Source organism: Paramesorhizobium salinisoli (assembly GCF_003335045.1).
GTDB lineage: Bacteria > Pseudomonadota > Alphaproteobacteria > Rhizobiales > Rhizobiaceae > Paramesorhizobium > Paramesorhizobium salinisoli.
Genome location: NZ_QOZG01000004.1, coordinates 448,538 through 470,583, shown reverse-complemented (window position 1 = coordinate 470,583; position 22,046 = coordinate 448,538). Strand labels below are relative to the sequence as shown.

20 protein-coding genes are annotated in these 22,046 nt (G+C 59.8%); 13 read left to right on the top strand and 7 right to left on the bottom strand.

All coding sequences use genetic code 11. The features are described 5' to 3' along the window. The first annotated feature begins 25 nt into the window (after positions 1–25). A complete protein-coding gene (gene flhB / locus DUT91_RS11945; RefSeq protein WP_114440598.1) occupies positions 26–1,099 on the top strand; it encodes a flagellar biosynthesis protein FlhB in 1,074 nt (357 codons plus the stop codon). Positions 1,100–1,188: 89 nt separating this feature from the next. Further along, positions 1,189–1,623, top strand: a complete 435-nt coding sequence (locus tag DUT91_RS11940; protein WP_114440597.1) for a hypothetical protein — start codon at positions 1,189–1,191, stop codon at positions 1,621–1,623. A 25-nt stretch (positions 1,624–1,648) separates the two neighbouring features. Here DUT91_RS11940 and DUT91_RS11935 read toward each other — a convergent pair whose 3' ends face one another. Together DUT91_RS11935 and DUT91_RS11930 are read right to left on the bottom strand one after the other, a co-directional pair. Next, complete coding sequence (locus DUT91_RS11935) at positions 1,649–2,440, bottom strand: helix-turn-helix transcriptional regulator (RefSeq protein WP_114440596.1); 792 nt, start codon at positions 2,438–2,440, stop codon at positions 1,649–1,651. A gap of 252 nt (positions 2,441–2,692) precedes the next feature. Then, positions 2,693–3,415 carry a TetR/AcrR family transcriptional regulator gene (locus DUT91_RS11930; RefSeq protein WP_114440595.1) on the bottom strand — a complete coding sequence of 241 codons (723 nt, stop codon included), beginning with the start codon at positions 3,413–3,415 and terminating at the stop codon, positions 2,693–2,695. Between the two features lie 130 nt (positions 3,416–3,545). Between DUT91_RS11930 and DUT91_RS11925 the strand changes: the two genes are divergently transcribed. From DUT91_RS11925 to DUT91_RS11900, 6 genes are all read left to right on the top strand, one after another. Further along, positions 3,546–4,796 carry an HlyD family secretion protein gene (locus tag DUT91_RS11925; protein ID WP_114440594.1) on the top strand — a complete coding sequence of 417 codons (1,251 nt, stop codon included), beginning with the start codon at positions 3,546–3,548 and terminating at the stop codon, positions 4,794–4,796. Positions 4,797–4,837: 41 nt separating this feature from the next. Beyond that, on the top strand, positions 4,838–6,421 hold the full coding sequence (locus DUT91_RS11920; RefSeq protein ID WP_114440593.1) for a DHA2 family efflux MFS transporter permease subunit: 1,584 nt from the start codon (positions 4,838–4,840) through the stop codon (positions 6,419–6,421). Between the two features lie 314 nt (positions 6,422–6,735). Next, on the top strand, positions 6,736–7,839 hold the full coding sequence (locus DUT91_RS11915) for an ABC transporter substrate-binding protein (RefSeq protein WP_114440708.1): 1,104 nt from the start codon (positions 6,736–6,738) through the stop codon (positions 7,837–7,839). Positions 7,840–7,905: 66 nt separating this feature from the next. Continuing rightward, entirely contained in the window at positions 7,906–8,802 is an 897-nt protein-coding gene (locus DUT91_RS11910; RefSeq protein ID WP_114440707.1) for an ABC transporter permease, read from the top strand. Beyond that, positions 8,799–9,587, top strand: coding sequence for an ABC transporter permease (locus tag DUT91_RS11905; RefSeq protein ID WP_114440592.1), 789 nt, complete (start codon positions 8,799–8,801; stop codon positions 9,585–9,587). The genes DUT91_RS11910 and DUT91_RS11905 overlap by 4 nt, the downstream gene beginning before the upstream one ends. An 11-nt stretch (positions 9,588–9,598) precedes the next feature. Further along, positions 9,599–10,660: an ABC transporter ATP-binding protein gene (locus DUT91_RS11900; protein WP_114440591.1), complete on the top strand. Its 1,062-nt coding sequence runs from the start codon at positions 9,599–9,601 to the stop codon at positions 10,658–10,660. 11 nt (positions 10,661–10,671) lie between these two features. Here the strand turns inward: DUT91_RS11900 and DUT91_RS11895 are convergent, their stop codons facing one another. The 4 genes from DUT91_RS11895 to DUT91_RS11880 all read right to left on the bottom strand — a co-directional run bounded on the left by DUT91_RS11895 (position 10,672) and on the right by DUT91_RS11880 (position 14,768). After that, a complete protein-coding gene (locus tag DUT91_RS11895; protein WP_114440590.1) occupies positions 10,672–11,289 on the bottom strand; it encodes an alpha/beta hydrolase in 618 nt (205 codons plus the stop codon). A gap of 10 nt (positions 11,290–11,299) precedes the next feature. Continuing rightward, the gene (locus DUT91_RS11890; RefSeq protein WP_114440589.1) at positions 11,300–12,244 is read right to left on the bottom strand and encodes a VOC family protein; all 945 of its coding nucleotides are present in this window, start codon (positions 12,242–12,244) and stop codon (positions 11,300–11,302) included. Between the two features lie 131 nt (positions 12,245–12,375). Next, a complete protein-coding gene (gene gndA, locus DUT91_RS11885; protein WP_114440588.1) occupies positions 12,376–13,797 on the bottom strand; it encodes an NADP-dependent phosphogluconate dehydrogenase in 1,422 nt (473 codons plus the stop codon). A gap of 137 nt (positions 13,798–13,934) precedes the next feature. Next, on the bottom strand, positions 13,935–14,768 hold the full coding sequence (locus tag DUT91_RS11880) for a MurR/RpiR family transcriptional regulator (protein ID WP_114440587.1): 834 nt from the start codon (positions 14,766–14,768) through the stop codon (positions 13,935–13,937). A gap of 120 nt (positions 14,769–14,888) precedes the next feature. Here DUT91_RS11880 and DUT91_RS11875 point away from each other — a divergent pair, with 120 nt between their 5' ends. The 5 genes from DUT91_RS11875 to DUT91_RS11855 all read left to right on the top strand — a co-directional run bounded on the left by DUT91_RS11875 (position 14,889) and on the right by DUT91_RS11855 (position 21,333). After that, a complete protein-coding gene (locus DUT91_RS11875; RefSeq protein WP_114440586.1) occupies positions 14,889–15,653 on the top strand; it encodes an N-formylglutamate amidohydrolase in 765 nt (254 codons plus the stop codon). A gap of 61 nt (positions 15,654–15,714) precedes the next feature. Then, the gene (locus tag DUT91_RS11870; protein ID WP_114440585.1) at positions 15,715–17,229 is read left to right on the top strand and encodes an amino acid permease; all 1,515 of its coding nucleotides are present in this window, start codon (positions 15,715–15,717) and stop codon (positions 17,227–17,229) included. A gap of 78 nt (positions 17,230–17,307) precedes the next feature. Then, positions 17,308–18,678 (top strand): glutamine synthetase family protein, encoded by a 1,371-nt coding sequence (locus DUT91_RS11865; protein WP_114440584.1) that lies wholly within the window; start codon positions 17,308–17,310, stop codon positions 18,676–18,678. 69 nt (positions 18,679–18,747) lie between these two features. Next, a complete protein-coding gene (locus DUT91_RS11860; RefSeq protein WP_114440583.1) occupies positions 18,748–20,133 on the top strand; it encodes an aldehyde dehydrogenase family protein in 1,386 nt (461 codons plus the stop codon). A gap of 27 nt (positions 20,134–20,160) precedes the next feature. After that, complete coding sequence (locus tag DUT91_RS11855; RefSeq protein WP_114440582.1) at positions 20,161–21,333, top strand: iron-containing alcohol dehydrogenase; 1,173 nt, start codon at positions 20,161–20,163, stop codon at positions 21,331–21,333. An 80-nt stretch (positions 21,334–21,413) separates the two neighbouring features. Here DUT91_RS11855 and DUT91_RS11850 read toward each other — a convergent pair whose 3' ends face one another. Then, on the bottom strand, positions 21,414–22,007 hold the full coding sequence (locus tag DUT91_RS11850; protein WP_114440581.1) for a GNAT family N-acetyltransferase: 594 nt from the start codon (positions 22,005–22,007) through the stop codon (positions 21,414–21,416). Positions 22,008–22,046: the final 39 nt, after the last annotated feature.

The following is a 22,046-nucleotide window of genomic DNA, read 5'->3' as shown; positions in this document are numbered from 1 at the left end:
GCCGCCCCCGCCCCGCCGCGACCTCATGTCAGACGCTCCCGATAAAGAAAGTAAAACGGAAGAGGCGACCGAGCAGAAGATTCGCGATGCGGTGGAGAAAGGCAATCTGCCATTCTCGAAGGAGGCGCCAATCCTGGCATCGGTGCTCGCCTTTCTGCTCATCGCGGTCTTCATCGCCACGCCTGGCGTCGCCAAGCTCACCTTCTTCTTGGCTGAACTGATCGACCGACCCGAGGACTGGCAACTCAACGGCAGCGAAGATGCCGGCCAGCTTTTCCAGATCCTGACGATTGCCGTCGGCACTGCTCTGTTGCCTATATTGGTGATCATACCTTTGGCCGGCATCGCTGCCTCCGTACTCCAGAATGCGCCGGTCCTGGTGATGGAGCGTATACGCCCACAGTTTTCGCGCATTTCGCTTGCAAAAGGCTGGTCGCGCATATTCGGCCGGTCGGGCCAGGTCGAGTTCCTGAAATCCCTGTTCAAGCTCTCCGCCGCAAGCCTCGTGGTCTTTTTCGTCTTCTTCAAGAGCAATACGCTCTTCACCGACGCCATCGCCACCGACCCCCGAGCGCTTCCGGAATTCATCCGCGAGAATGTCATCCGCCTGCTCGCCGCCAACGCAATCGCCATCACCCTTCTGGCAGGCTTCGACATCGCCTGGTCGCGCTTTCACTGGCGCAGCGAATTGCGCATGACCAAGCAAGAGATCAAGGACGAGCACAAACAATCGGAAGGCGATCCATTGGTGAAGGCGCGCCAGCGTTCGCTCGGACGCGACAGAGCCCGGCGGCGCATGATCGCATCAGTGCCGACGGCCACCCTCGTCATCGCCAATCCGACACATTTCTCGGTAGCATTGCGCTACCAGCCTGCGCAGGACGCCGCGCCAGTGGTCGTCGCCAAGGGACAGGATCTGATCGCCCTGAAAATTCGGGAAATCGCCGAGGCAAATAACATCCCGATATTCGAGGATGTGCAACTTGCAAGATCATTGTATAAGCAGATGAAGGTTGATCAGACCATAGCCCCGGAATTCTATAAAGCAGTCGCCGAACTTATACAGTTCATCAACTCACGACAGAGGGCAATTTTGTAGGAGAACTGGAAAACTTCAAGAATAACAAAGACTACTCATTAGAAAAATTGTCAAACAGCCTGGCTTGTCGGACGTGAAGCGGTGAAAGCATGAGAAGCACGCAATATTCTGAGACACGCGAATCGATTATCGCCGGGCATATGACCGAGGTCATCCGTGACCTCCGGCTTGTCGATGTCGCCGACTATATCGCATTCATACGCTGCGAGCTCTTCGCCAATATCGCCGATATCGTCAACTCGGCGACGGAATTGCACTTCTTCCCGCAGACCCTGCATTTCGGCCATGGCGGCGAATATGAACTGGACTGGGACCGTCCGCCGCGCATCATACTTGATATGGAATTCCGCAATATGGGTGTTTATGCCTATTTCCGCCTGCTGATCGATGCGAAAGGCGCGCAGATCGACCTCAATCACATCACCTTTGATCAGGCGAGCGAAAGCCCGGCGCATAATACCGAACGCCTCGCGGCGGCTTTCGCGGATGCGCGAATTCCGCAGCGAATAGCGAGCGGCAAATAGCACGGATGCGCGCTACCCACTATTTCTATGATTGAAGATGGGTCGAGTCCGGCATGTCGATGATGCCAAGCGACAATGCCGTCGCCACTGCCGACGTCCGATTGGAGCAGCCGAGCTTGATCTTGGCATTCTGCAGATAAGTCACCACTGTCCAGCGGGCAATGTTGAGAATCTCAGCGATTTCGCCATCCGTTTTGCCACTCGCAGCCCAGCGCAGGCAATCAACCTCACGCCGGGTCAAAAGGCTTGCGGCAGCGGCGCTGACGACGCCTTCCTTGGTGCCATAGAGCGAATTATGGATCAGGCTCGAAGCGCTCAGGAGACGCGGGCGCATCTTTTCGATGAACTTCTCCTTGTCCTCATCGCCCACCTCGAAGGTGAACAGGGACGAACCGGGAAAACCATGCGCATTGGTAGCACCTACGGCAACGAAAAGATTGCCCAGACCATGTTTTTGTCCGTCCCGGATGAATTCCTTCACTTCCGGTGAGACGTCCGCATCCAGTTCGAGATTGCGCAAGGTGCCTGCCGCGTCGTTACGCAGCAGCGGAGAATCATCCTGCACCATGGGATCGACGCTGAAATAGTTCTTGGCGGAATATCTTAGAATCCAGCTGGTGGGAAATGTCATGACGACAGACAGGTCCGACGGATTGCTCCGAACGGTCTCGTCAAGCCTTGTACGTGAAACATGTGAAATATGCTGACAGCCTATTTCATCACGAACACGGCAAAGCAGTTCCAACGTGCCAGTCTTGGAAGAAGAGCCGAAAAAGCCCTTCTTGAAGTTGGGAAAATGCACAAGATCGAGGCTCATTGTACGTCCTTAGCCATTGAGAGACCGCCAGAATAACGAGAGGTCATCTTTCACAAGCCGTTCCATAAACGGCATCGCGTCTATAAGCGAGTCGAATATTCGACATAGCTACAAGACGCACAACTGGCGCAAAAAGAAACTAGTCATACAAGCTGATTCAACAACTTCCGTAGCTTTATGCACAAAATAGAACGACGCTTGTCGCCCGGTTGTATCAAACAGCCAGCCCTAGTTGCAATGGATTATAAATCCTCATTTCTCATTGGTTTTTCCATTTTGATGTTGCCGCGGTGCATAGGCAATAAAAAACAGTTCGACAGCCGAAATCACAGTCTTGCGGATCAGTTCGGCACTGGGTTCGGCCATGGCGCTAAACAGGCGCTGGCGGTAGATACCGGCCAGGAACAATTCGGCCAATTGATGGGAGGCGAGCTCGGTATCGGGGATATCTAGATGACCGGTGTGAACCTGCTCGTCGAGGAATGTCTTGAGCAACGCCTTGCCGCGTTTCGGTCCCCGCTCATAAAAGCGCGCGCCGACTTCCGGCATCCGGTCGGCAACGCCGATGATGATGCGTTGGGCGCGGATGACCGGTTCTGACGTGATGAGGGTTGCAAGCGCAATGCCGAACTTGACCAGCGCGTCGCGCCCTGAAAGCCCGTGCTCGATATCCGCCGTGAGGCTGGCGAACATCGAAGCGCGATATTCATCGCAGAGCGCCTCGAACAGTTCTTCCTTGCCGTTGAAATAGACATAGATCGTGCCCTTGGAGACGCCCGCCTCGCGCGTGATGTCGTTGACACTCGCGGCGTCGAAGCCCATGCGCATGAAAACCCGGCGCGCGCCCTCTAAAATCTGCTGCCGCTTCGCCGGATCCTGGCCGGCGCCAAGCCTTTGCTGGCGCAGGTACGGAACTTCACCACGCTCCTCGGTCTCCTCGGGAAGGCATGGTTCGGCATTTTTCTCGCTAATCATTTCATCACTCTTCACTATTTTCGAACCAATCGGTTCGATCCCCCTTGATATGGCGATTGCTCTGAACTAAGTCAACACGTCGAACCGATCGGTTCATTTACCGGTGAGATCACAGAAAGCCATCGTTCCCATGTCGACATCCAGATCCGCTTCTAAGTCTGATGAAAGCGGCGAGGTCCGCCCCTTTCCCTTGATGAAGCATGCAGAAGAGCCGGCTCACGCCGAGCAGCCGGCGCCGAAGGACTATCCCCAGGCATCGCCCAGCGCGAAGCCGCAGACCGACGCAGGCGATAGATCATCCAGTGCGGGCGGAAAGAAGAAGGGTATCGGCAGGCGCATCGTGCTGCCGGTTGTAGCACTTGCCGTTCTGGCAGGCGCCGGCTGGTACGGTTACGATTACTGGACGGATGGCCGTTTTCTGGTGACCACCGACGACGCCTATATCCAGGGCGACATCGCCGCCCTGTCGCCAAAGGTGACAGGCTATATCGAGAAGGTACCGGTCGCCGCGAACCAGTTCGTCAAGGCTGGAGATGTCATCTTCCAGCTCGATGCCGGCGACTATCACATCGCTCTGGAAGAGGCCGAGGCCAAGATTGCGACCCAGCACCAGACGCTGGCGAGCATCGCCGCACAGATCAAGGCGGCGCAGGCCTCGCTCCAGCAGGCCCAGGCGTCGAAGCTCGCCGCCAGCGCGGTGGCGACCAACGCCAAGACGACAATGGCGCGGGCGCAGCAACTGCATAATACGCGCTTTGCCTCTCAGTCCGACGTCGACAACGCCACATCGGCGCTCAACCAGGCCGACGCCAACCTGGCGGGCGCCGAAGCGCAGATCGCAGCCGCCAACGCCAATATCGGCGTGTTGCAGGCGCAGTACAAGGAAGCCGAGAGCAGCATGCGCTCGCTCGAACTCGCCCGTGACAAGGCGACACGCGATCTTTCGTTCACCACCATTCGTGCGCCTTTCGACGGTGTAGTCGGCAATCTCTCGGGCAAACAGGGCGATCTCGTCAGCGCCGGCCAGAGGATAGCGGCGCTCGTGCCGGTCGATCACCTCTATATCGACGCCAACTACAAGGAAACGCAGCTCGCCGAAATCAAGCGGGGCGAGAAGGTGCGTATCTCCGTCGATGCGATGGATGGGGAGACCTTCGAGGGAACGGTGGCTTCGATCGCCCCGGCTTCCGGTTCGGTCTTCTCGCTCCTGCCGCCGGAGAACGCCACGGGCAATTTCACCAAGGTCGTCCAGCGCGTCCCCGTCCGTATTTCCATCCCGCCCGAGGCGCTTGCCACCGGCAAGTTTCGCGCCGGTCTGAGCGTCATCGTCAGCATCGATACCCGCACCGCGCCGGACGAAAAGGCCGCAGCAGCGAAATAGGGTTTCTACTCTAGCTGCCAGATTTCATGGAGTGAGCCGTCATGGCCACCACGACAGCCGACATGCCGGTGCCACAGGCCCCCGCCGATGAACGCATAGACCCGAAAAAGGCCCTTGCCTTCCTGGCGATGGTCTTCGGCATGTTCATGGCCATCCTGGACATCCAGATCGTCTCGGCTTCGCTGGCGGAGATCCAGGCGGGGCTGAGCGCCAGTTCCGACGAGATATCTTGGGTCCAGACATCCTATTTGATCGCGGAAGTCATCATGATTCCGCTTTCCGGCTTTCTCGGCCGGGTCATGTCGACCCGCGTGCTGTTCACCGTGTCGGCGGCAGGATTCACCCTGGCGAGCATCCTTTGCGCGACGGCGACCTCCATCGACCAGATGATCATTTACCGCGCGATACAGGGCTTTATCGGCGGCGGCATGATCCCTAGCGTGTTCGCGGCCGCCTTCACCATCTTTCCACCGTCGAAACGCTCCATCGTCTCGCCAATGATCGGCCTCGTCGCCACGCTCGCGCCGACCATAGGCCCGACGGTCGGCGGCTATCTGAGCGACGCTTTTTCCTGGCACTGGCTGTTTCTGGTCAATGTCTTCCCCGGCATTCTCGTGGCGATCGCCGCATGGAACCTCATCGACTTCGACGAGGGCGACAGCTCACTCATGAGCAAGTTCGACTGGTGGGGCCTGGCCGGCATGGCCGCTTTCCTCGGTTCGCTAGAATATGTTCTCGAAGAGGGCCCGCGCAACGACTGGCTTCAGGATGACACGATCCTGATCTTCAGCATCATCCTCGCCGTGGGCGCGATCATCTTCTTTTATCGCGTCTTTACAGCCGAGGAGCCGATCGTCGATCTGCGCGCCTTCAGCAATGTCAACTTCGCCTTCGGCTCGGTCTTCTCCTTCATCATGGGCGTTGGCCTCTATGGCCTAACCTATCTCTACCCGCTCTATCTCGGCCAGATCCGCGGCTATGACGCGCTGATGATCGGCGAAACGCTGTTCATCAGCGGCCTCGCCATGTTCATGACCGCGCCGGTTGCAGGTTTCCTGTCCAATCGCATGGACCCGCGCCTGATGATGATGATCGGCTTCCTGGGCTTCGCCGCCGGCACATGGACGATGACCGGGCTGACGGCGGATTGGGATTTTCATGAGCTTCTGCTTCCGCAGATCCTGCGCGGCTGCTCGCTGATGCTCTGCATGGTGCCGATCAACAATCTGGCGCTGGGCACATTGCCGCCTTCGCGCATGAAGAATGCTTCCGGCCTCTTCAATCTGACGCGCAATCTCGGCGGCGCTGTCGGCCTCGCCGTCATCAACACCATCCTGACCGATCGCGCCGATATGCACTATGCCCGACTGGCGGAGCATGTCAGCTGGGGCAACCGCGAAGCCGAGGACATGCTCGCCAGCATGGCGGCTAAATTCAATGCCAGCGGCATCGACGGCAGTACCGCGGCTCTCGCTAGGATGTCTGCCATGGTCCGCCAGCAGGCGACGCTGATGTCCTTCATTGACGTGTTCTTCATCCTGACGATGCTTTTCGCGTCTCTGGCGGTTTTCGCCATCCTGCTGCGCAAACCCGGAAAACCGGCGGCCGGCGGTGGCGGCCATTAGGGCTGGGGAACCTGTTTCGGTTCATAAGCTTACAGGCTGACTACGAATCCCCAAGAAATTGGGAAACCCTGTGCGCTCTTGCCGCCCCGCAAAACCGATAAACCACGTCACAGATATGAAATATTTTTGTCATGCTCGGCGAATTAGTAAAACGGATCAATTGCTAAGCCCCGGGAAAAGTGTTTCACTTCCTGCCGCTACGAAATTCGGCATATGTCGCTGCTGTCATCCAATTGTCATTCGATGAGACTATCGGGATGGCGCGGATGCCGGATTTGAGCCAAAGGCGTTCGCCGCAACAGGGGAGTTTTTTCATGCTTGGGTATTCAGCTCGTTTGCTGTCTCTATCGACTGCTCTCGCCATCGTCGGCACGTCTGTCGCCGCTGCCGAACCATCTGCCGAACTCATCGCTGCCGCCAAGGCTGAGGGTCAGTTGACGACCATCGCGCTGCCCCATGACTGGTGCGGATATGGCGCCCTGATCACCGGCTTCAAGGAGAAGTACGGCATTGAGATCAATGAACTGAACCCGGACGCTGGTTCGGGCGACGAGATCGAGGCGATCAAGGCCAACAAGGACAACAAGGGCCCGCAGGCGCCTGACGTCATCGACGTCGGTTTCTCCTTTGGCCCCTCCGCCAAGGCCGATGGCCTGACGCAGTCCTACAAGGTCTCGACCTGGGATTCGATCCCCGACGACGCCAAGGATCCGGAAGGCCACTGGTACGGCGACTATTATGGTGTTCTCTCCTTCGAGGTGAACAAGGACATCATCCAGAACGTACCTCAGGATTGGTCGGACCTGCTCAAGGATGAGTATAAGAATTCCGTGGCGCTCGCAGGCGATCCGCGCGCGTCCAACCAGGCGATCCTCGGCGTCTACGCCGCCGGGCTCGCATCAGGTGCTGAAGCGGGAACGAAAGCCGGCGAAGCTGGCCTGGAGTTCTTCAAGCAGTTGAATGCCAACGGCAATTTCGTGCCTGTCATCGGCAAGGCCGCCTCTCTGGCACAGGGCTCCACCCCGATCCTGATCCGCTGGGACTATAACGCCCTCTCCGATCGCGACACGCTGAAGGGCAACCCGGCCGTTGAAGTCGTCGTGCCGAAGTCGGGCGTCGTCGCCGGCGTCTACGTTCAGGCGATCAGCGCCTATGCGCCGCATCCGAACGCCGCCAAGCTCTGGATGGAATATCTCTATTCCGACGAAGGCCAGCTTGCCTGGCTCAAGGGCTATTGCCATCCGATCCGCTTCAACGACCTCGTCAAGAACGGCAAGGTCCCGCAGGATCTTCTCGACAAGCTGCCTCCGGCGGCATCTTACGAGAAGGCCGTCTTCCCGACGCTCGACGAGCAGAAGGCGTCGAACGAAGTGATCACCAAGAACTGGGACAGCGTCGTCGGCGCAAACGTCCAGTAAGACGCTTTTTCGCCGGGCGAGGTGTTTCGCAAGAGACACGCCGCCCGGCGGAAGGCCAAAATGCCCATGAGCAGCATCCCGGACACTTCCTCGACCACTCGCACACCATCGCTTGCACGGCGTCTGCCGCTCGAATGGCTGGGCGTGGTGCCGTTTTTCCTTTTCGCCATCATGTTTCTGATATGGCCGACGCTGTTTCTGATCGTCGGCGCATTCAAGGATCAGGCAGGCAACTTCACGTTCCAGAACATTCTCGATCTCTTCCAGCCCTCGATCATGAGTGCCTACTGGATTTCGATCAAGATCAGCCTAGCCTCGGCGCTTGGCGGTGCTCTCATCGGCTTCTTCCTCGCCTGGGCGATCGTGCTCGGCGGCCTTCCCTCCTGGCTGCGGCCGACAGTCCTGACATTTTCCGGCGTGGCGTCGAATTTCGCCGGCGTGCCTCTTGCCTTCGCCTTCCTCGCGACGCTCGGCCGCACCGGCCTCGTCACCGTGCTGCTCAACAAGTATCTCGGCTTCAATCTCTATTCGACCGGGTTCAATCTTCTGAGCTTCCTCGGGCTGACCATCACCTATATGTTCTTCCAGATACCCCTGATGGTGCTGATCCTCACCCCCGCCCTCGACGGCCTGAAGAAGGAGTGGCGCGAAGCCTCCTCCATCCTGGGCGCGACGACGATGCAATATTGGCGCATGGTGGCGTTCCCCATTCTGTGGCCGAGCCTGCTCGGCACCAGCCTGCTCCTCTTCGCAAACGCCTTCGGCGCCATCGCGACCGCCTATGCGCTGACCGGAAGCTCCCTCAATATCGTCCCCATCCTGCTCTACGCGCAGATCCGCGGTGACGTGCTGCACAACGAGAATCTCGGCTATGCGCTGGCGCTCGGCATGATCCTCATCACCGGCATTTCCAACGTGCTCTACATCTGGCTGCGGATGCGCGCGGAAAGGTGGCAGAAATGAAATCGCAACGCATCGGCGCATGGATCGCCTTCGCCATCGGCGCGATCTATTTCCTCGTACCGCTGATCGGCACATTCGAATTCTCGCTGCGCATGCGGCGCGGCGAATATTCCTTCGATGCCTATCGTGTCGTCTTTTCCGATCCGAATTTTCAGGCGACCTTCGCCTATTCCACGCTGATGGGCGTGATGACCATTATCTTCGGCATCCTGCTTGTTGTGCCGACCGCATACTGGATCCGGCTTCGCCTGCCGCAGCTTCGCCCCGTTGTCGAGTTCATCACGCTGATGCCGCTGGTGATCCCCGCGATCGTCATCGTCTTCGGCTATCTCAGGATTTATAATTCGTCGTCGATCCTGCCTTTCACCGGATCGCGCCGGATGACGGATCTGCTCCTGATGTTCGGCTATGTGACGTTGTCGCTGCCCTATATGTACCGCGCCGTCGACACCGCCATGCGCGCTATTGATGTTCGCACCCTGACTGAAGCCGCCGAGAGCCTCGGCGCCGGCTGGCCGACAATCCTGTTCAAGGTCATCTTCCCCAATGTGCTTTCCGGCGTCCTGAGCGGAGCCTTCATCACCTTCGCCATTGTCATTGGCGAGTTCACGCTGGCCTCACTCCTCAATCGTCCGGCCTTCGGCCCTTACCTCCAACTCGTCGGCGCCAACCGCGCCTATGAGCCGTCCGCCCTCGCGGTCATTTCCTTCGCGGTGACATGGATGAGCATTGCGCTGATCCAGCTTGTTTCCCGCTTCAGCAAATTCAAATCGCCCAGCGCTTGAGATCGGTTCCCATGGCTTTCCTCGAAATATCCCATCTGCAAAAAAGCTTCGGAACCAACAAGGTCGTTCAGGACTTCAACTTGGGCGTGGAGAAAGGCGAGTTCGTTTCCTTCCTAGGGCCGAGCGGTTGTGGCAAGACAACCGTGCTGCGCATGGTTGCGGGTTTCGAGGTCCCGACCTCGGGCATCATCCGCATCGACGGCAAGGACGTGGTCGATCTCAAGCCCAACCAGCGCAATATCGGCATGGTGTTTCAGGCCTATGCGCTTTTCCCCAATATGACCGTGGCGCAGAATGTCGCCTTCGGCCTTCGCGTCTCCAGGAAACCGAAGGCCGAGATCGATGCGACGGTGGCGGAAATGCTGGAACTGATCCGGCTTGGCCATCTCGGAGACCGCTTTCCCTATCAACTCTCAGGCGGCCAGCAGCAGCGCGTCGCGCTGGCTCGCGCGCTGGCGACCAAGCCGCAGGTGCTTCTCCTCGACGAACCGCTCTCCGCGCTTGACGCCAAGATCCGCGTGTCGCTGCGCCAGGAGATACGCGCGATCCAGCAGAAGCTCGGCATCACCACCATTTTCGTAACACATGACCAGGAGGAGGCACTGTCGATCTCCGACCGCATCGTCGTCATGCATGAGGGCCGCGCCGAGCAGATCGGCACCCCGTTCGATATCTATAACCAGCCCGTATCGCGCTTCGTCGCATCCTTCGTCGGCACGCTCAACGTGCTTGAAGGCAAGGTGGACGACGCCGAGGCGGGCATTGTCGATCTCGACGGCAACCGGATAACCCTGGCGCAATCGCTCTCCGGCCATAAGAATGGCGAAATGCTGGCGCTGGCGCTGCGCCCTGAAGCCGTGACCATAGGCCTGCAGAACGGCCACGACACGGCGATCGAGGGCATCATCAACGACGTGCACTTCCTAGGCTCCGTCATCCGCACGCGCGTCTCGCTCGGCAAGAACAACGTCTCGCTGGACATGTTCAACAATCCCGGCTCCCCGCCGCCGGCGCGCGGCGAAAAGGTCAAGATCGGCTTTGCCGCCAAGGATCTCCTGGTTCTCGGCGAATAGGCCGGGCGGCCTTACCGTCGATATATCTCGGTAAAAACATTGATAGCCGCCAGTTCCGACTGGCGGATTTCATGGCCGCCGGAATGCCATTCGATAATTGTATCGCTACCCTGCGCCGTCAGGTACTCGCCGAGACGCGTGGTAAAGGCAGGCGGGCAGATCGGATCTTGGCGACCCGCCGTGATCAGCACGCGCCGACCCTTCAGATCGGGCTGTTCCGCCGGCTGCCATGGGATCAGCGGATGCATCAGGATAGCCGCCTTGAAGAGATGCGGCTGGTCCAGAAGAATCGAGGCCAGGATGTTCGCGCCGTTGGAATAGCCAAGCCCGATCACGGCGGACGGCTTTTCCGCCTCGATATGCGCGCGGACGAAATCGGCCATCGCCTTGGTGCGGCGATGAAGATCGGCCATGTCGTAGACGCCCTCGCCGGTCCGGCGGAAGAAGCGCGCAGCGCCATGTTCCAGGACATCGCCGCGTGGCGAGACGATCCCCGCGCCCGGCAGCAATTGCCGGCCAAGGTCGAAGAACTGGTTTTCGTCTCCGCCCGTCCCATGAAAGACGAACATCAACGGGGCGCCCGGCGCGGACGCCGGGTGCATGCGATAATGGTAAGTTTCCATCGACATATCGGCTGCCTCAATCCACGATCGGCTGCAGGTGACGCTCGAGCAGTTCGCGCAGGGGTTCATGCTGCTTGGGCAGCTTCAATGCCTCGCCCAGATGCGCGGTATCCTCATCACGATCGAAGCCCGGTTCGTTGGTCGCCACCTCGAACAGGACGCCACCTGGCGTGCGGAAATAGATCGCCCAGAAATAGTCCCGGTCGATGACGGGGGTGACCTGATATCCCGTATCCATCAGCGCCTTGCGCACTTCGAGCTGCTTTTCGCGGTTCTCGACGGCGAAAGCGACATGATGCACTGAACCCGCCCCCAGATCGGCGAAGCGAGCGCCAGGAACCGTTTCGATATCGATGACATTGGCGCCGTTGCCATGCGGAACAACGAAGCGCCGGACATTTCCCGCCCTGTCTGCTTCCTCATAGCCCATGAATTCCAGGAGTTCAGCCGTAGCCCCTTCGTCACGCAGGCGCAGCGACACCGAATGAAAGCCACGGATCGCCTCGTCATCGCCGATGCCGCCCTTGATCCATGGAGCGCGTGCATCGCCCTTTACCTCAACGAGAGCGAAACTGTCCGCGTCGGGACCAAGAAAACGCAGCCGCTTTTCACCGAAAACCTCATCGCGCGACAGCCCTCCGGCGCCATGATCCGCCAGATGCTTTTCCCAGAATGGGAGCGTTCCTTCTGGAACGGCAAAGACGGTCATACCGACCTCGCCTGCGCCTTGACGGCCCGGACCGATATGCGGGAATGGGAAATAGGTCATGACGGAGCCGGGCGTCCCGGCCTCATCGGCGTAATAGAGATGATAAACGTCGGGCGCGTCGAAATTGACGGTTTTCTTGACGCGTCTCAGCCCGAGCGCCCTGGTGAAGAACGCGTTGTTGAGATTGGCGTCCCTCGCCATAGATGTGACGTGGTGAAGCCCCTTGATGGTGCTCTTGAGCGTATCTGTCATTGCATCGCCCTCATATGGCTGTGCCGGATCATTCCGGCGGATGCGAGCTATATGGGGTTAAAACGGCGGCTGAGGTAAGCCGCCGTTAGGTGATGCATTGTCTCTGTTTAGTGAACGATACCTACCTTGGTTCACCCCATATCCGACGACCAGGGACCATGGAAATCGCCCTCGCGGTCGAGCCGCTTGAAGCCATGCGCACCGAAGAAATCGCGTTGCGCCTGGATGAGATTGGCAGAGCCGCGCGCCTGTCGATAGCTGTCGAAATAGCTGAGCGCAGAGCTGAGCGCCGGCACGGGCAACCCCGCGAGAGCCGCAGTGGAAACGACTTTGCGCAGCGCCGCCGACCCCTTGGTCATGCGCTCGATAAAGGCGGGCGCAAGCAGCAGGTTTTCCGGCGAACCTTTATCGAACGCTTCAGCGATGACATCGAGAAACTGCGAGCGGATGATGCAGCCGGCCCGCCAGATGCGGGCGGTGGTTGCCAGCGGCAGGTCCCACTCATATTCCTTCGACGCTCCTGCCATGACCGCGAAGCCCTGCGCATAGGCCGCGATCTTACCGGCAAGCAGGCCCTGCTCGAGATCGTCGATGAAGCGGGCGCGATCCTCCGGAGAAAGAGCTGTCCCGCCAAACGGATAAGCCTTTTCAGCCATCTGCCGCTCTGCTTTGAGGGCCGAAAGCGAACGGGCAGCAACAGCGGCCTCGATACCGGTGGCCGGAATGCCTAGCATCTGCGCCTCGATGGCCGACCAACGGCCCGTGCCCTTCTGCCCGGCTGAGTCGAGAATGACATCGACGGCGGCCTTGCCCGTATCGGGATCCACCGCGAGCAGCACTTTAGCGGTGATCTCGATCAGATAGGAGTTGAGCGGGCCGTCGTTCCACTTGGAAAAGACGCTGCCGATAGCAGGCGCCGAAAGGCCGAGTCCGTCGCGCAGGATGCCGTAGATCTCGGCGATCATCTGCATGTCGGCATATTCGATGCCATTGTGAATGGTCTTGACGAAATGGCCGGCGCCATCAGGCCCGAGAAGCGCACAGCAGGGATCGCCGTCATATTTGGCGGCAATCGCGGTCAGCACCGGGGAGATGCGGTCATAGGCTTCCTGGGTGCCGCCGACCATGATCGACGGGCCGTGACGCGCCCCTTCCTCGCCACCGGAAACGCCCATGCCGACAAAGGTCGGGTCGTCGGTGCCGAGACTGTTCAGGCGGCGCACCGTGTCGTGGAAATTGGCGTTGCCCGCATCGATGATGATATCGTCGCGCATCAGGAGCGGCTTTAGCGCCTTGATCTCCTGGTCGACAGGATCGCCTGCCTTGATCATGAGGATGATCGGGCGCGGGGCGCGGATGCTGCCGACGAGTTGCTCCAGCGTGTCGCACGGAATGACCCGGTCCTTGAGTTCCCCTGCATTCTCATGGAACTCGTGGGTCTTCTGGGTCGTGCGGTTGTAGACAGCGACGCGGTAGCCCTTCTCGGCGATGTTGAGCGCGAGATTCGCCCCCATGACACCAAGGCCGATCAGCCCAATATCCGCTTTTTCCATGACGCTTCCTTTCGGGAATATAAACAGGAGAGATTGGCGGCACGAACGTGCCGGAATCAGGTTTAGACCATCGTCTTAGCTTATCGATTTTATTGCGGCAGACAAAGCCGGTTGCGGGCCTGCGCGGCACGATAGCGTTACTCGCCGCGCAATTCTTCCATTTCACGGATGCGCTTGCTGGCGGTCTCCTCGGCATGGCGCGTGATCTCGGCGATCAGGGTTTCCGCCACGACGAAAAGAGCCGCCGTCGAATCCCACGCCGAGGGGACAGCCGTCCGTCCGGCGATCACATGGCGGGCAAAGCGGGCGATGGGCGAAAGCCACTGGTCGGTCAGGAGCACGATTTCGACACCGCGCGCCTGCGCCTTTTCGGCAAAGCGAAGCAGGCTCTCCTGATAGCGGCGAATGTCGAGGATCACCAGCACGTCGCGCTTGCCCATGTCGATCAGCCGATCGCGCCAGTTGCTCTCCTGCCCATCGAGATGAACCACGCCGGGGCGGATGATCTGCATATGGACTGCCATATAGCGCGCGATCGGATCGGTAAACCGTCCGCCGACGAGATGGATGTGGCCGCGCGGCCGGCTCAGCATCGCGGCGATCTCCGCGATCTGTGCTTCTGGCAGATGGCTGAAGGTCTCGCGGATATTTTCGAGCGTTGCATCGACCTGCGCAAAGGCGCTCTGCGGCCGGGCTGATTGGGGCGCCAGGTTGCGTGTCAGCGGCGACTGGATCTGCGCTGCCAATTCCTCCTGCAACGCTGCCTGAAACTCGGGATAATTGGAAAAGCCAAGCCTTGCCACGAAGCGCAGGATGGTTGGGGAACTCACCCCGGCTTGCGCCGAAAAATCCGCGACCGTCTTCAGGCCGATCAGCGGATAATGCGCAATCAGCGTCTGCGCCGCCCTGCGCTCGCTGGCCGACATCGAGACGATCTTTTCGCCGATCAGCTCGGATATGCTTGCTTTCATTTCGCTCGCCCCTCGCGCCAGATTCATGTTTGACAAATCGCGGCACTTTGTATCAAATCATACGACACGAGACATTTAAATAGATACTGTAACAAACAGTACAATCCTCGGGGAACATGAATGGCTGATACGACCGTGATCGCGGACGTCGACAATCCCGTCAGGATCACCAACCGGCACGGCAAGAGCCCGGTGCTGCTCCTGTGCGACCATGCCTCGAACCATGTTCCCGCGGGTTTCGCACTGGGGCTGACGCCAGATGACCTGCAGCGTCACATCGCCTGGGATCCCGGCGCTCTGGGCGTGGCACGCGAAATGAGCCGCCGCCTCGACGCCTCATTGATCGAATCCTGCATCTCCCGCCTCATTGTCGATTGCAACCGACCCCTCGACGCGCCGGATCTCGTTCCAGGCTTGAGCGAATTGACAGCGATTCCAGGCAACAGCAATTTGAGCGAAGATGAAATCGCCGAAAGAGTGGCTTTGTCGCACGCGCCCTATCACGCGGCAATCGATGCCTTGATAGCCACGCGCATCGCTACGGACATTTCACCGGCTCTCGTCGCCATCCATACGTTCACACCCGTCTATCGCGGCAAGGAGCGCCCTTGGCATGTGGGCATTATCCATGGCGACGATACCAGGCTCGCTGCACCCGTCATATCGGGACTACAAGCCATCTCCGGCCTCTGCGTCGGGATAAATCAGCCCTATTCGCCGGCGGACCGGGTTTATTATACGCTGGAGCGGCACGCCCGGGCCAACGGGCTCCAAACGGTGATGATCGAGATCCGCAATGACCTCGTGACGACCGGGCAAGAAGAAAAACACTGGGGCGAAAGGCTCGCCCGCATTCTGGGAGAGATTCAGGGAAAAATTTTATAACCGCCAATGCGGCGGACGAGAATGCACTGAAGTCAACCAACGAATTGACAGGGGAATTAAAATGGCAAGTGCAGACAAGAAAGTTGTCGGCAGCGTCGCTTACCAGACGCGCGACAAGAGCTATTTCGAAAGCCGCCAGCTCATACGCCATGCCAATGCATGGCACCTTTGGGCGCTCGGCGTAGGCGCGGTGATATCCGGCCATTTCTCCGGCTGGAATGGCGGCCTGCTGCAAGGCGGTTGGGGCGGCATGTTCATCGCCACCATCATCATCGCCATCATGTATCTGGGGCTGACCTTCGCCATCGCGGAAATGTCGCCCGCATTGCCCCACACAGGCGCTGCCTATTCCTTCGCCCGCACATCCATGGGTCCATGGGGCGGGTTCCTCACGGGACTCGCGGAAAATGTCGAATATGTGCTGACGCCTGCCGTCATCGTCTTCTTCATCGGCTCTTATCTCACTGGCATTTTCGGCACGTCGCCTGAATTCCAGCCTGTCTGGTGGGTCGCAGCCTATATCGTCTTCCTCGGGCTCAATATCTGGGGCGTGGCGCTGTCCTTCCGCGTGACGCTGATCGTGACGATCCTGGCGCTTCTGTGCCTCGTCGTCTTCTGGATCTCAGCAATCGGCCACATGGATTTCTCGCGCTGGGCGCTCAATATCGGCCCCGGCGGCGTTGAACTTCCTGATGGTAATGGACCCTTCCTGCCCAACGGCATCGGCGGCGCGCTCGCCGCTCTTCCCTTCGCCGTCTGGCTGTTCCTCGCCATCGAGCAGCTACCGCTTGCAGCCGAAGAATCGATCGACCCGAAGCGCGACATGCCCAGGGGCATCATCCTGGGAATATTGACGCTGATCGTCTCGGCCTTCGCCATCCTGACGCTTAACCCGGCAGTCGTCGGCATCGGCTCGTTTGCGCTCGGCTCCTCCGGCGAACCCCTTCTCGACGGCTTCAAGGCCATCTATGGCGAGGGCATCGCAAAGGGTCTGGCGCTCGTCGCGGTGCTGGGGCTGATCGCCTCGTTCCACACCATCATCTTCGCTCAAGGGCGGCAGATCTTCTCGCTCAGCCGCGCCGGCTATTTCCCGACCTTCCTGTCGGTCACGCACGGCACGCGCAAGACCCCGCATGTCGCCATGATCGGCGGCGCGCTTCTGGGCCTCGCCGTGATCCTCGCCCTCTGGTTCCTGCTCGGCGCGGAAAGAGGCGGCGCGGCCATCGGCTTTACGCTGCTTAACATGGCGGTGTTCGGCGCGATGCTGAGCTATATCATGCAGGCCGTATCCTTCATCCTCCTGCGCAAGAACCAGCCGAACATGGAACGGCCATTCCGCAATCCGTTCGGCGTCCCGGGTGCCGCGCTCACCATCATTATCGCGTTCGTCACGCTCTATTTCCAGCTGAACGACCCGGTCTATCGCCAGGGCATTCTCGGTGTCGCCATCTGGTTCGCGGTGTTCATCGCCTATTTCGCGCTCGTCGGCCGCCACAAGCTGATCCTGTCGCCGGAAGAGGAATTCGCGCTCGAGCACCGGACGACGGCCGAACGCGCCGCCGCCGCCAAGGCGTGAAGCTACGCCTATCCCGCTACCCGCGTCCGGCCCTAGGGCCGGACGCACCATTCTCCTTGAAAGCGCACCGGGGCTAAGATGGCTGGAAATCTCACCTTCAACGAACTGAAAAAAGAAGTCGAAAACGGCGACATCGACACCGTTCTCGCCTGTTTCGTCGATATGCAGGGTCGGCTGATCGGCAAGCGCTTCCACGGCAGCTATTTCATCGAATCCGCCCATGACGAAACCCATGGCTGCGATTATCTGCTTGCCAATGACATCGATATGGAGCCGGTGCCCGGCTATAGAGCGGCAAGCTGGAAAAAGGGTTATGGCGATTTCGTCATCAAGCCCGATCTCTCCACCATCCGCAGGATACCGTGGCTCGAAAAGACCGCGCTGGTCCTGTCCGATATTCTCGATCATCATCATCATGAGGATTTGCCGCATTCACCGCGCGGCATCCTCAAGCGCCAGTTGGCACGGCTCAGGGAGCGCGGCTATCTCGCCTATTTCGCCTCCGAACTCGAATTCTACCTCTTTGACGAAACCTATGAGAGCGCCCGCGCCAAGCACTGGAAGGCGATGGCGACTGCCTCGCCCTATATCCAGGATTACGTGATCCAGATGACCAGCAAGGAAGACGCGGTGATGCGCGCCATCCGCAACGGCCTTTTCGATGCCGGCATCCCGGTCGAGAACTCCAAGGGCGAATGGGGCCCCGGCCAGGAGGAGATCAATGTCCGCTACGCCGAGGCGCTTGAGATGGCCGACCGTCATGTCGTGATGAAGAACGGCTGCAAGGAGATCGCCACCCAGATGGGCAAGGCCATCACCTTCATGGCGAAATATGATTATTCGCTCGCCGGAAGCTCCAGCCATGTCCACAATTCCTTGTGGAGCGCCGATGGCAAGACGTCGCTTTTCCACGATCCCAAGGCCGAATACGGCATGTCTGCCCTGATGCGTTCCTGGGTGGCGGGGCAGCTGAAATACGCCCGTGACTTCACCCTGCTGCTGGCGCCCTATATCAATTCCTACAAGCGCTTCCAGGCGGGCACCTTCGCACCGACCAAGATCGTCTGGAGCCGCGACAACCGCACGGCGGGCTTCCGCCTTTGCGGCGAGAACTCGAAGGCGATCCGGATCGAATGCCGCATCGGTGGCGCCGATTTGAATCCCTATCTGGCCTTCGCCGGCCTCATAGCCGCCGGTCTTGCCGGCATCGACGAGAAGCTCGAACTGGCAAAGCCCTTCGAGGGCGATGCTTATGGCGGCGCGCGGCTTCCTGAAATACCAAAGACGCTGCGCGAGGCGACGGACATATTCGCCAGATCGAAAATACTGAAATCCGCATTGGGCGAAGAGGTGATCGAGCATTATGTTCATACTGCCCGCTGGGAACAGTTCGAATATGATCGCCGCGTCACGGACTGGGAACTGCATCGCGGATTTGAGAGATACTGAGCAAGTTCAGGAAAAAGAGCCCGTTGCCGTCCGGACTTGCGTAGAACGAAGAACTAAAAGGAAAAGAAAATGACCGAAACGGTGAAAATCGTCTCGCCCGTCGATGGTTCGATCTATGCGGAACGTCCCGTCTTCAGCGACAAGGCGCTTGACGCGGCGGTGGAAGCCGCGCGCGCTGCTCAAGCGGCATGGGCTGAGACGCCGATAGCCGAGCGCGGACGTTACTGCCTCGCCGCTCTCGAAGCACTTCTCGCGATGAATGACGAAATCGTGCAGGAACTTGCCTGGCAGATGGGTCGCCCCGTGCGTTACGGCGGCGAGAAGGGCGGCGTCGAGGAGCGCACGCGCTATATGGTGAAGATCGCTGAGGACGCGCTCAAGCCGGTCATCGCGGGCGACAGGGCCGGCTTCCGCCGCTATGTCAAGCATGTGCCGCTCGGTATCGTCATGGTCATCGCGCCGTGGAACTATCCCTATCTCACCGCCGTCAATACCATCATGCCGGCGCTGATCGCCGGCAACACGGTTCTGTTGAAACACGCCGCCCAGACGCTTCTGGCGGGCGAACGCTTCCAACAAGCCTTTGACAAGGCTGGCCTTCCCAAGGGCGTTTTCCAGAATATCGTGCTGAACCATGGCCAGACGGAAAGACTGCTCGCCTCGGGGCGCATCGACCATGTGAACTTCACCGGCTCCGTGGGCGGCGGCAAGGCAATCGAACGGGCCGCCGCAGGCACTTTCATGACGCTGGGCCTGGAACTTGGCGGCAAGGACCCGGCCTATGTCCTTCCCGACGCAAATCTTGACCACGCGGTTGCCAATCTCGTTGACGGCGCATTCTTCAACACCGGCCAGTGCTGCTGCGGCATCGAGCGCGTCTATGTGCATGAGAATATCTACGACAAATTCGTTGACGGCTTCATTGATCTCACCAGACAATATGTCGTCGGCAACCCGCTCGATCAGGCCACGACCATGGGACCGATGGCCCAGGCCCGCTTCGCCGATTTGATCCGTGAGCAAAAGGCGGAAGCGCTGCGCAAGGGCGCCAAGGCCCATATCGGCATGATGGTGGCGGAAGACAGGCCGGGCTCGCCCTATCTGGCGCCCGAAGTGCTGACCCATGTCGATCACCAGATGAGCGTCATGCGCGAGGAAAGCTTCGGGCCCATCGTCGGTATCATGAAGGTGCGCAATGACGACGAAGCGCTGGCGCTGATGAATGACAGCCCCTATGGCCTCACCGCCTCGCTATGGACCGCCGACACCGATCATGCCGCGCGTCTCGGCGACAAGATCGAAACCGGCACGGTGTTCATGAACCGCTGCGACTATCTCGATCCCGCGCTGGTCTGGACCGGCGTCAAGGACACTGGCAAGGGTGCCGCCCTCTCCGCCATCGGCTACGCCAATCTCACGCGACCGAAATCCTATCATTTGCGTGAGACGATCTGAAAAGCCAACCGCCTGAAAGACAAGTGCATGACCAAATTCTTCTCCAAATGGAACTACCCCACAACAGTGCTTTTCGGCGAGGGACGCATCAAGGAATTGCCCGATGTCCTGGTCAGTGCAGGCATCGCCAATCCACTGTTCGTTACCGATCCCGGCCTCGCGCAATTGCCTGTCGTCGCCAGGACTTTGAAGATTCTTGACGATACAGGTGCATCCTACGGCGTCTTTTCCGAGGTCAAGCCCAACCCGGTGGAGTCCAATCTCAACGCGGGCGTGAATGTCTTCCGGGACGGCGGACATGACGGCGTGATCGCCTTTGGCGGCGGCTCGGCGCTGGACCTGGGCAAGCTCATAGCCTTCATGGCGGGGCAGAGCCGCCCGCTCTGGGATTTCGAGGATGTCGATGATTGGTGGACGCGCGCCGATGCCAGCGCCATCGCGCCTGTTATCGCCGTGCCGACCACGGCGGGCACCGGATCGGAGGTGGGCCGCGCGGCGGTCATCACCAATGAGGCCACCCATACCAAGAAGGTCATCTTCCACCCGAAGATGCTTCCGGTCACCGTGATAGCAGATCCCGAACTCTCCGTCGGAATGCCGCCCTTCATCACCGCAGGCACCGGCATGGACGCATTCGCCCATTGTCTGGAAGCTTATTGCGCGCCAGGCTATCACCCCATGGCCGACGGCATAGCGGTCGAAGGCATGCGCCTCGTCTTCGAGAACCTGCCCAAAGCCTATGCGGACGGCAAAAATCTGACGGCGCGCGCCAATATGATGAGCGCCGCCGCCATGGGCGCTACCGCCTTTCAGAAAGGGCTCGGCGCGATCCATTCGCTGTCACACCCCATCGGCGCCCTCTACGACACGCATCACGGCATGACCAATGCGGTGTTCATGCCCTATGTGCTGGCCTTCAACCGCGACGCGGTCGAGGAACGGATCGTCCGCCTGTCGCGCTATCTCGGCATCAAAGGCGGCTTCAACGGCTTCGCTAAAGCCGTTCTGAAGCTGCGCAAGCAGTTGAAGGTGCCGCACAAACTGCCGGGGCTGATCAAGGGCCTGGAAATGGATGACAAGCGCAAGGCACTGATCGCCGACATGGCGCTGGCTGACCCGACCGCCGGAGGCAATCCGGTAAAGCTGACGAAACAGAATGTTCTGGAACTGCTGGAAGCTTCGATCGAGGGAAAGCTCTGACGCGATTTACATCGAAATGGAACGCCGGCGGGACAGAGGTGCTGTCCCGCCGACGTTTCCATTAAAATAGCACCGGGCGTCTAGGCGGTAAGCCGCAGCGCCTGCTGTTCGCTCACTGCACGGCGTCCGGATGGCGTGAGAATCCCCTGCGCGCCATCGAGATGGCCAGGCTTCAACTCCAATGCCAGAAAACGACGCCGCTCGACCGGGCCGGGCATGGCAAGGGCCGCGACCTTTTCGCCGGAAAATCCGAAACGCGCATAATACTCGGGATCGCCAACGAGCAGAATCGCGCCATGGCCGAGCCGAGCCGCCTCTCCAATCGCGTGGCGCATCAGCGCCGAACCGATCCCCAGCCCTTCGGCTGCGGGGTCGACGGCCAGCGGGCCGAGCAGCAGCGCCGGCACATGAGCCCCCGATGCGCCGCGCCCCGCGCGGATATCCCAAAGCCGGACAGTGCCGACCAGCGCGCCGTTTTCATCGCGCGCCGCGAAGGCAAGGCCTGCCGATGGCATACGCCCGCGCCGAAGCTTCTCCGACGACTTGCGGCGGCGGCCCTCGCCCATGGCACGGTCGAGCAGCGCCTCGCGCGCGGCTATATCATGCCCGGCCTCGCCTGAGATGACGAAGGCTTGGTTCAGGTCGTCCCACATTTCGGAAACTGTCGCGTTCATTGTCGTGACCAATCGTATAAGCGCCGCCTATCGCCCGGC

Excerpts from the sequence above, each read along its gene's own strand:
- flhB (WP_114440598.1), top strand. The coding sequence starts at position 26 with ATGTCAGACGCTCCCGATAAAGAAAGTAAAACGGAAGAGGCGACCGAG.
- DUT91_RS11940 (WP_114440597.1), top strand. The coding sequence starts at position 1,189 with ATGAGAAGCACGCAATATTCTGAGACACGCGAATCGATTATCGCCGGG.
- DUT91_RS11935 (WP_114440596.1), bottom strand. The coding sequence starts at position 2,440 with ATGAGCCTCGATCTTGTGCATTTTCCCAACTTCAAGAAGGGCTTTTTC.
- DUT91_RS11930 (WP_114440595.1), bottom strand. The coding sequence starts at position 3,415 with ATGATTAGCGAGAAAAATGCCGAACCATGCCTTCCCGAGGAGACCGAG.
- DUT91_RS11925 (WP_114440594.1), top strand. The coding sequence starts at position 3,546 with ATGTCGACATCCAGATCCGCTTCTAAGTCTGATGAAAGCGGCGAGGTC.
- DUT91_RS11920 (WP_114440593.1), top strand. The coding sequence starts at position 4,838 with ATGGCCACCACGACAGCCGACATGCCGGTGCCACAGGCCCCCGCCGAT.
- DUT91_RS11915 (WP_114440708.1), top strand. The coding sequence starts at position 6,736 with ATGCTTGGGTATTCAGCTCGTTTGCTGTCTCTATCGACTGCTCTCGCC.
- DUT91_RS11910 (WP_114440707.1), top strand. The coding sequence starts at position 7,906 with ATGAGCAGCATCCCGGACACTTCCTCGACCACTCGCACACCATCGCTT.
- DUT91_RS11905 (WP_114440592.1), top strand. The coding sequence starts at position 8,799 with ATGAAATCGCAACGCATCGGCGCATGGATCGCCTTCGCCATCGGCGCG.
- DUT91_RS11900 (WP_114440591.1), top strand. The coding sequence starts at position 9,599 with ATGGCTTTCCTCGAAATATCCCATCTGCAAAAAAGCTTCGGAACCAAC.
- DUT91_RS11895 (WP_114440590.1), bottom strand. The coding sequence starts at position 11,289 with ATGTCGATGGAAACTTACCATTATCGCATGCACCCGGCGTCCGCGCCG.
- DUT91_RS11890 (WP_114440589.1), bottom strand. The coding sequence starts at position 12,244 with ATGACAGATACGCTCAAGAGCACCATCAAGGGGCTTCACCACGTCACA.
- gndA (WP_114440588.1), bottom strand. The coding sequence starts at position 13,797 with ATGGAAAAAGCGGATATTGGGCTGATCGGCCTTGGTGTCATGGGGGCG.
- DUT91_RS11880 (WP_114440587.1), bottom strand. The coding sequence starts at position 14,768 with ATGAAAGCAAGCATATCCGAGCTGATCGGCGAAAAGATCGTCTCGATG.
- DUT91_RS11875 (WP_114440586.1), top strand. The coding sequence starts at position 14,889 with ATGGCTGATACGACCGTGATCGCGGACGTCGACAATCCCGTCAGGATC.
- DUT91_RS11870 (WP_114440585.1), top strand. The coding sequence starts at position 15,715 with ATGGCAAGTGCAGACAAGAAAGTTGTCGGCAGCGTCGCTTACCAGACG.
- DUT91_RS11865 (WP_114440584.1), top strand. The coding sequence starts at position 17,308 with ATGGCTGGAAATCTCACCTTCAACGAACTGAAAAAAGAAGTCGAAAAC.
- DUT91_RS11860 (WP_114440583.1), top strand. The coding sequence starts at position 18,748 with ATGACCGAAACGGTGAAAATCGTCTCGCCCGTCGATGGTTCGATCTAT.
- DUT91_RS11855 (WP_114440582.1), top strand. The coding sequence starts at position 20,161 with ATGACCAAATTCTTCTCCAAATGGAACTACCCCACAACAGTGCTTTTC.
- DUT91_RS11850 (WP_114440581.1), bottom strand. The coding sequence starts at position 22,007 with ATGAACGCGACAGTTTCCGAAATGTGGGACGACCTGAACCAAGCCTTC.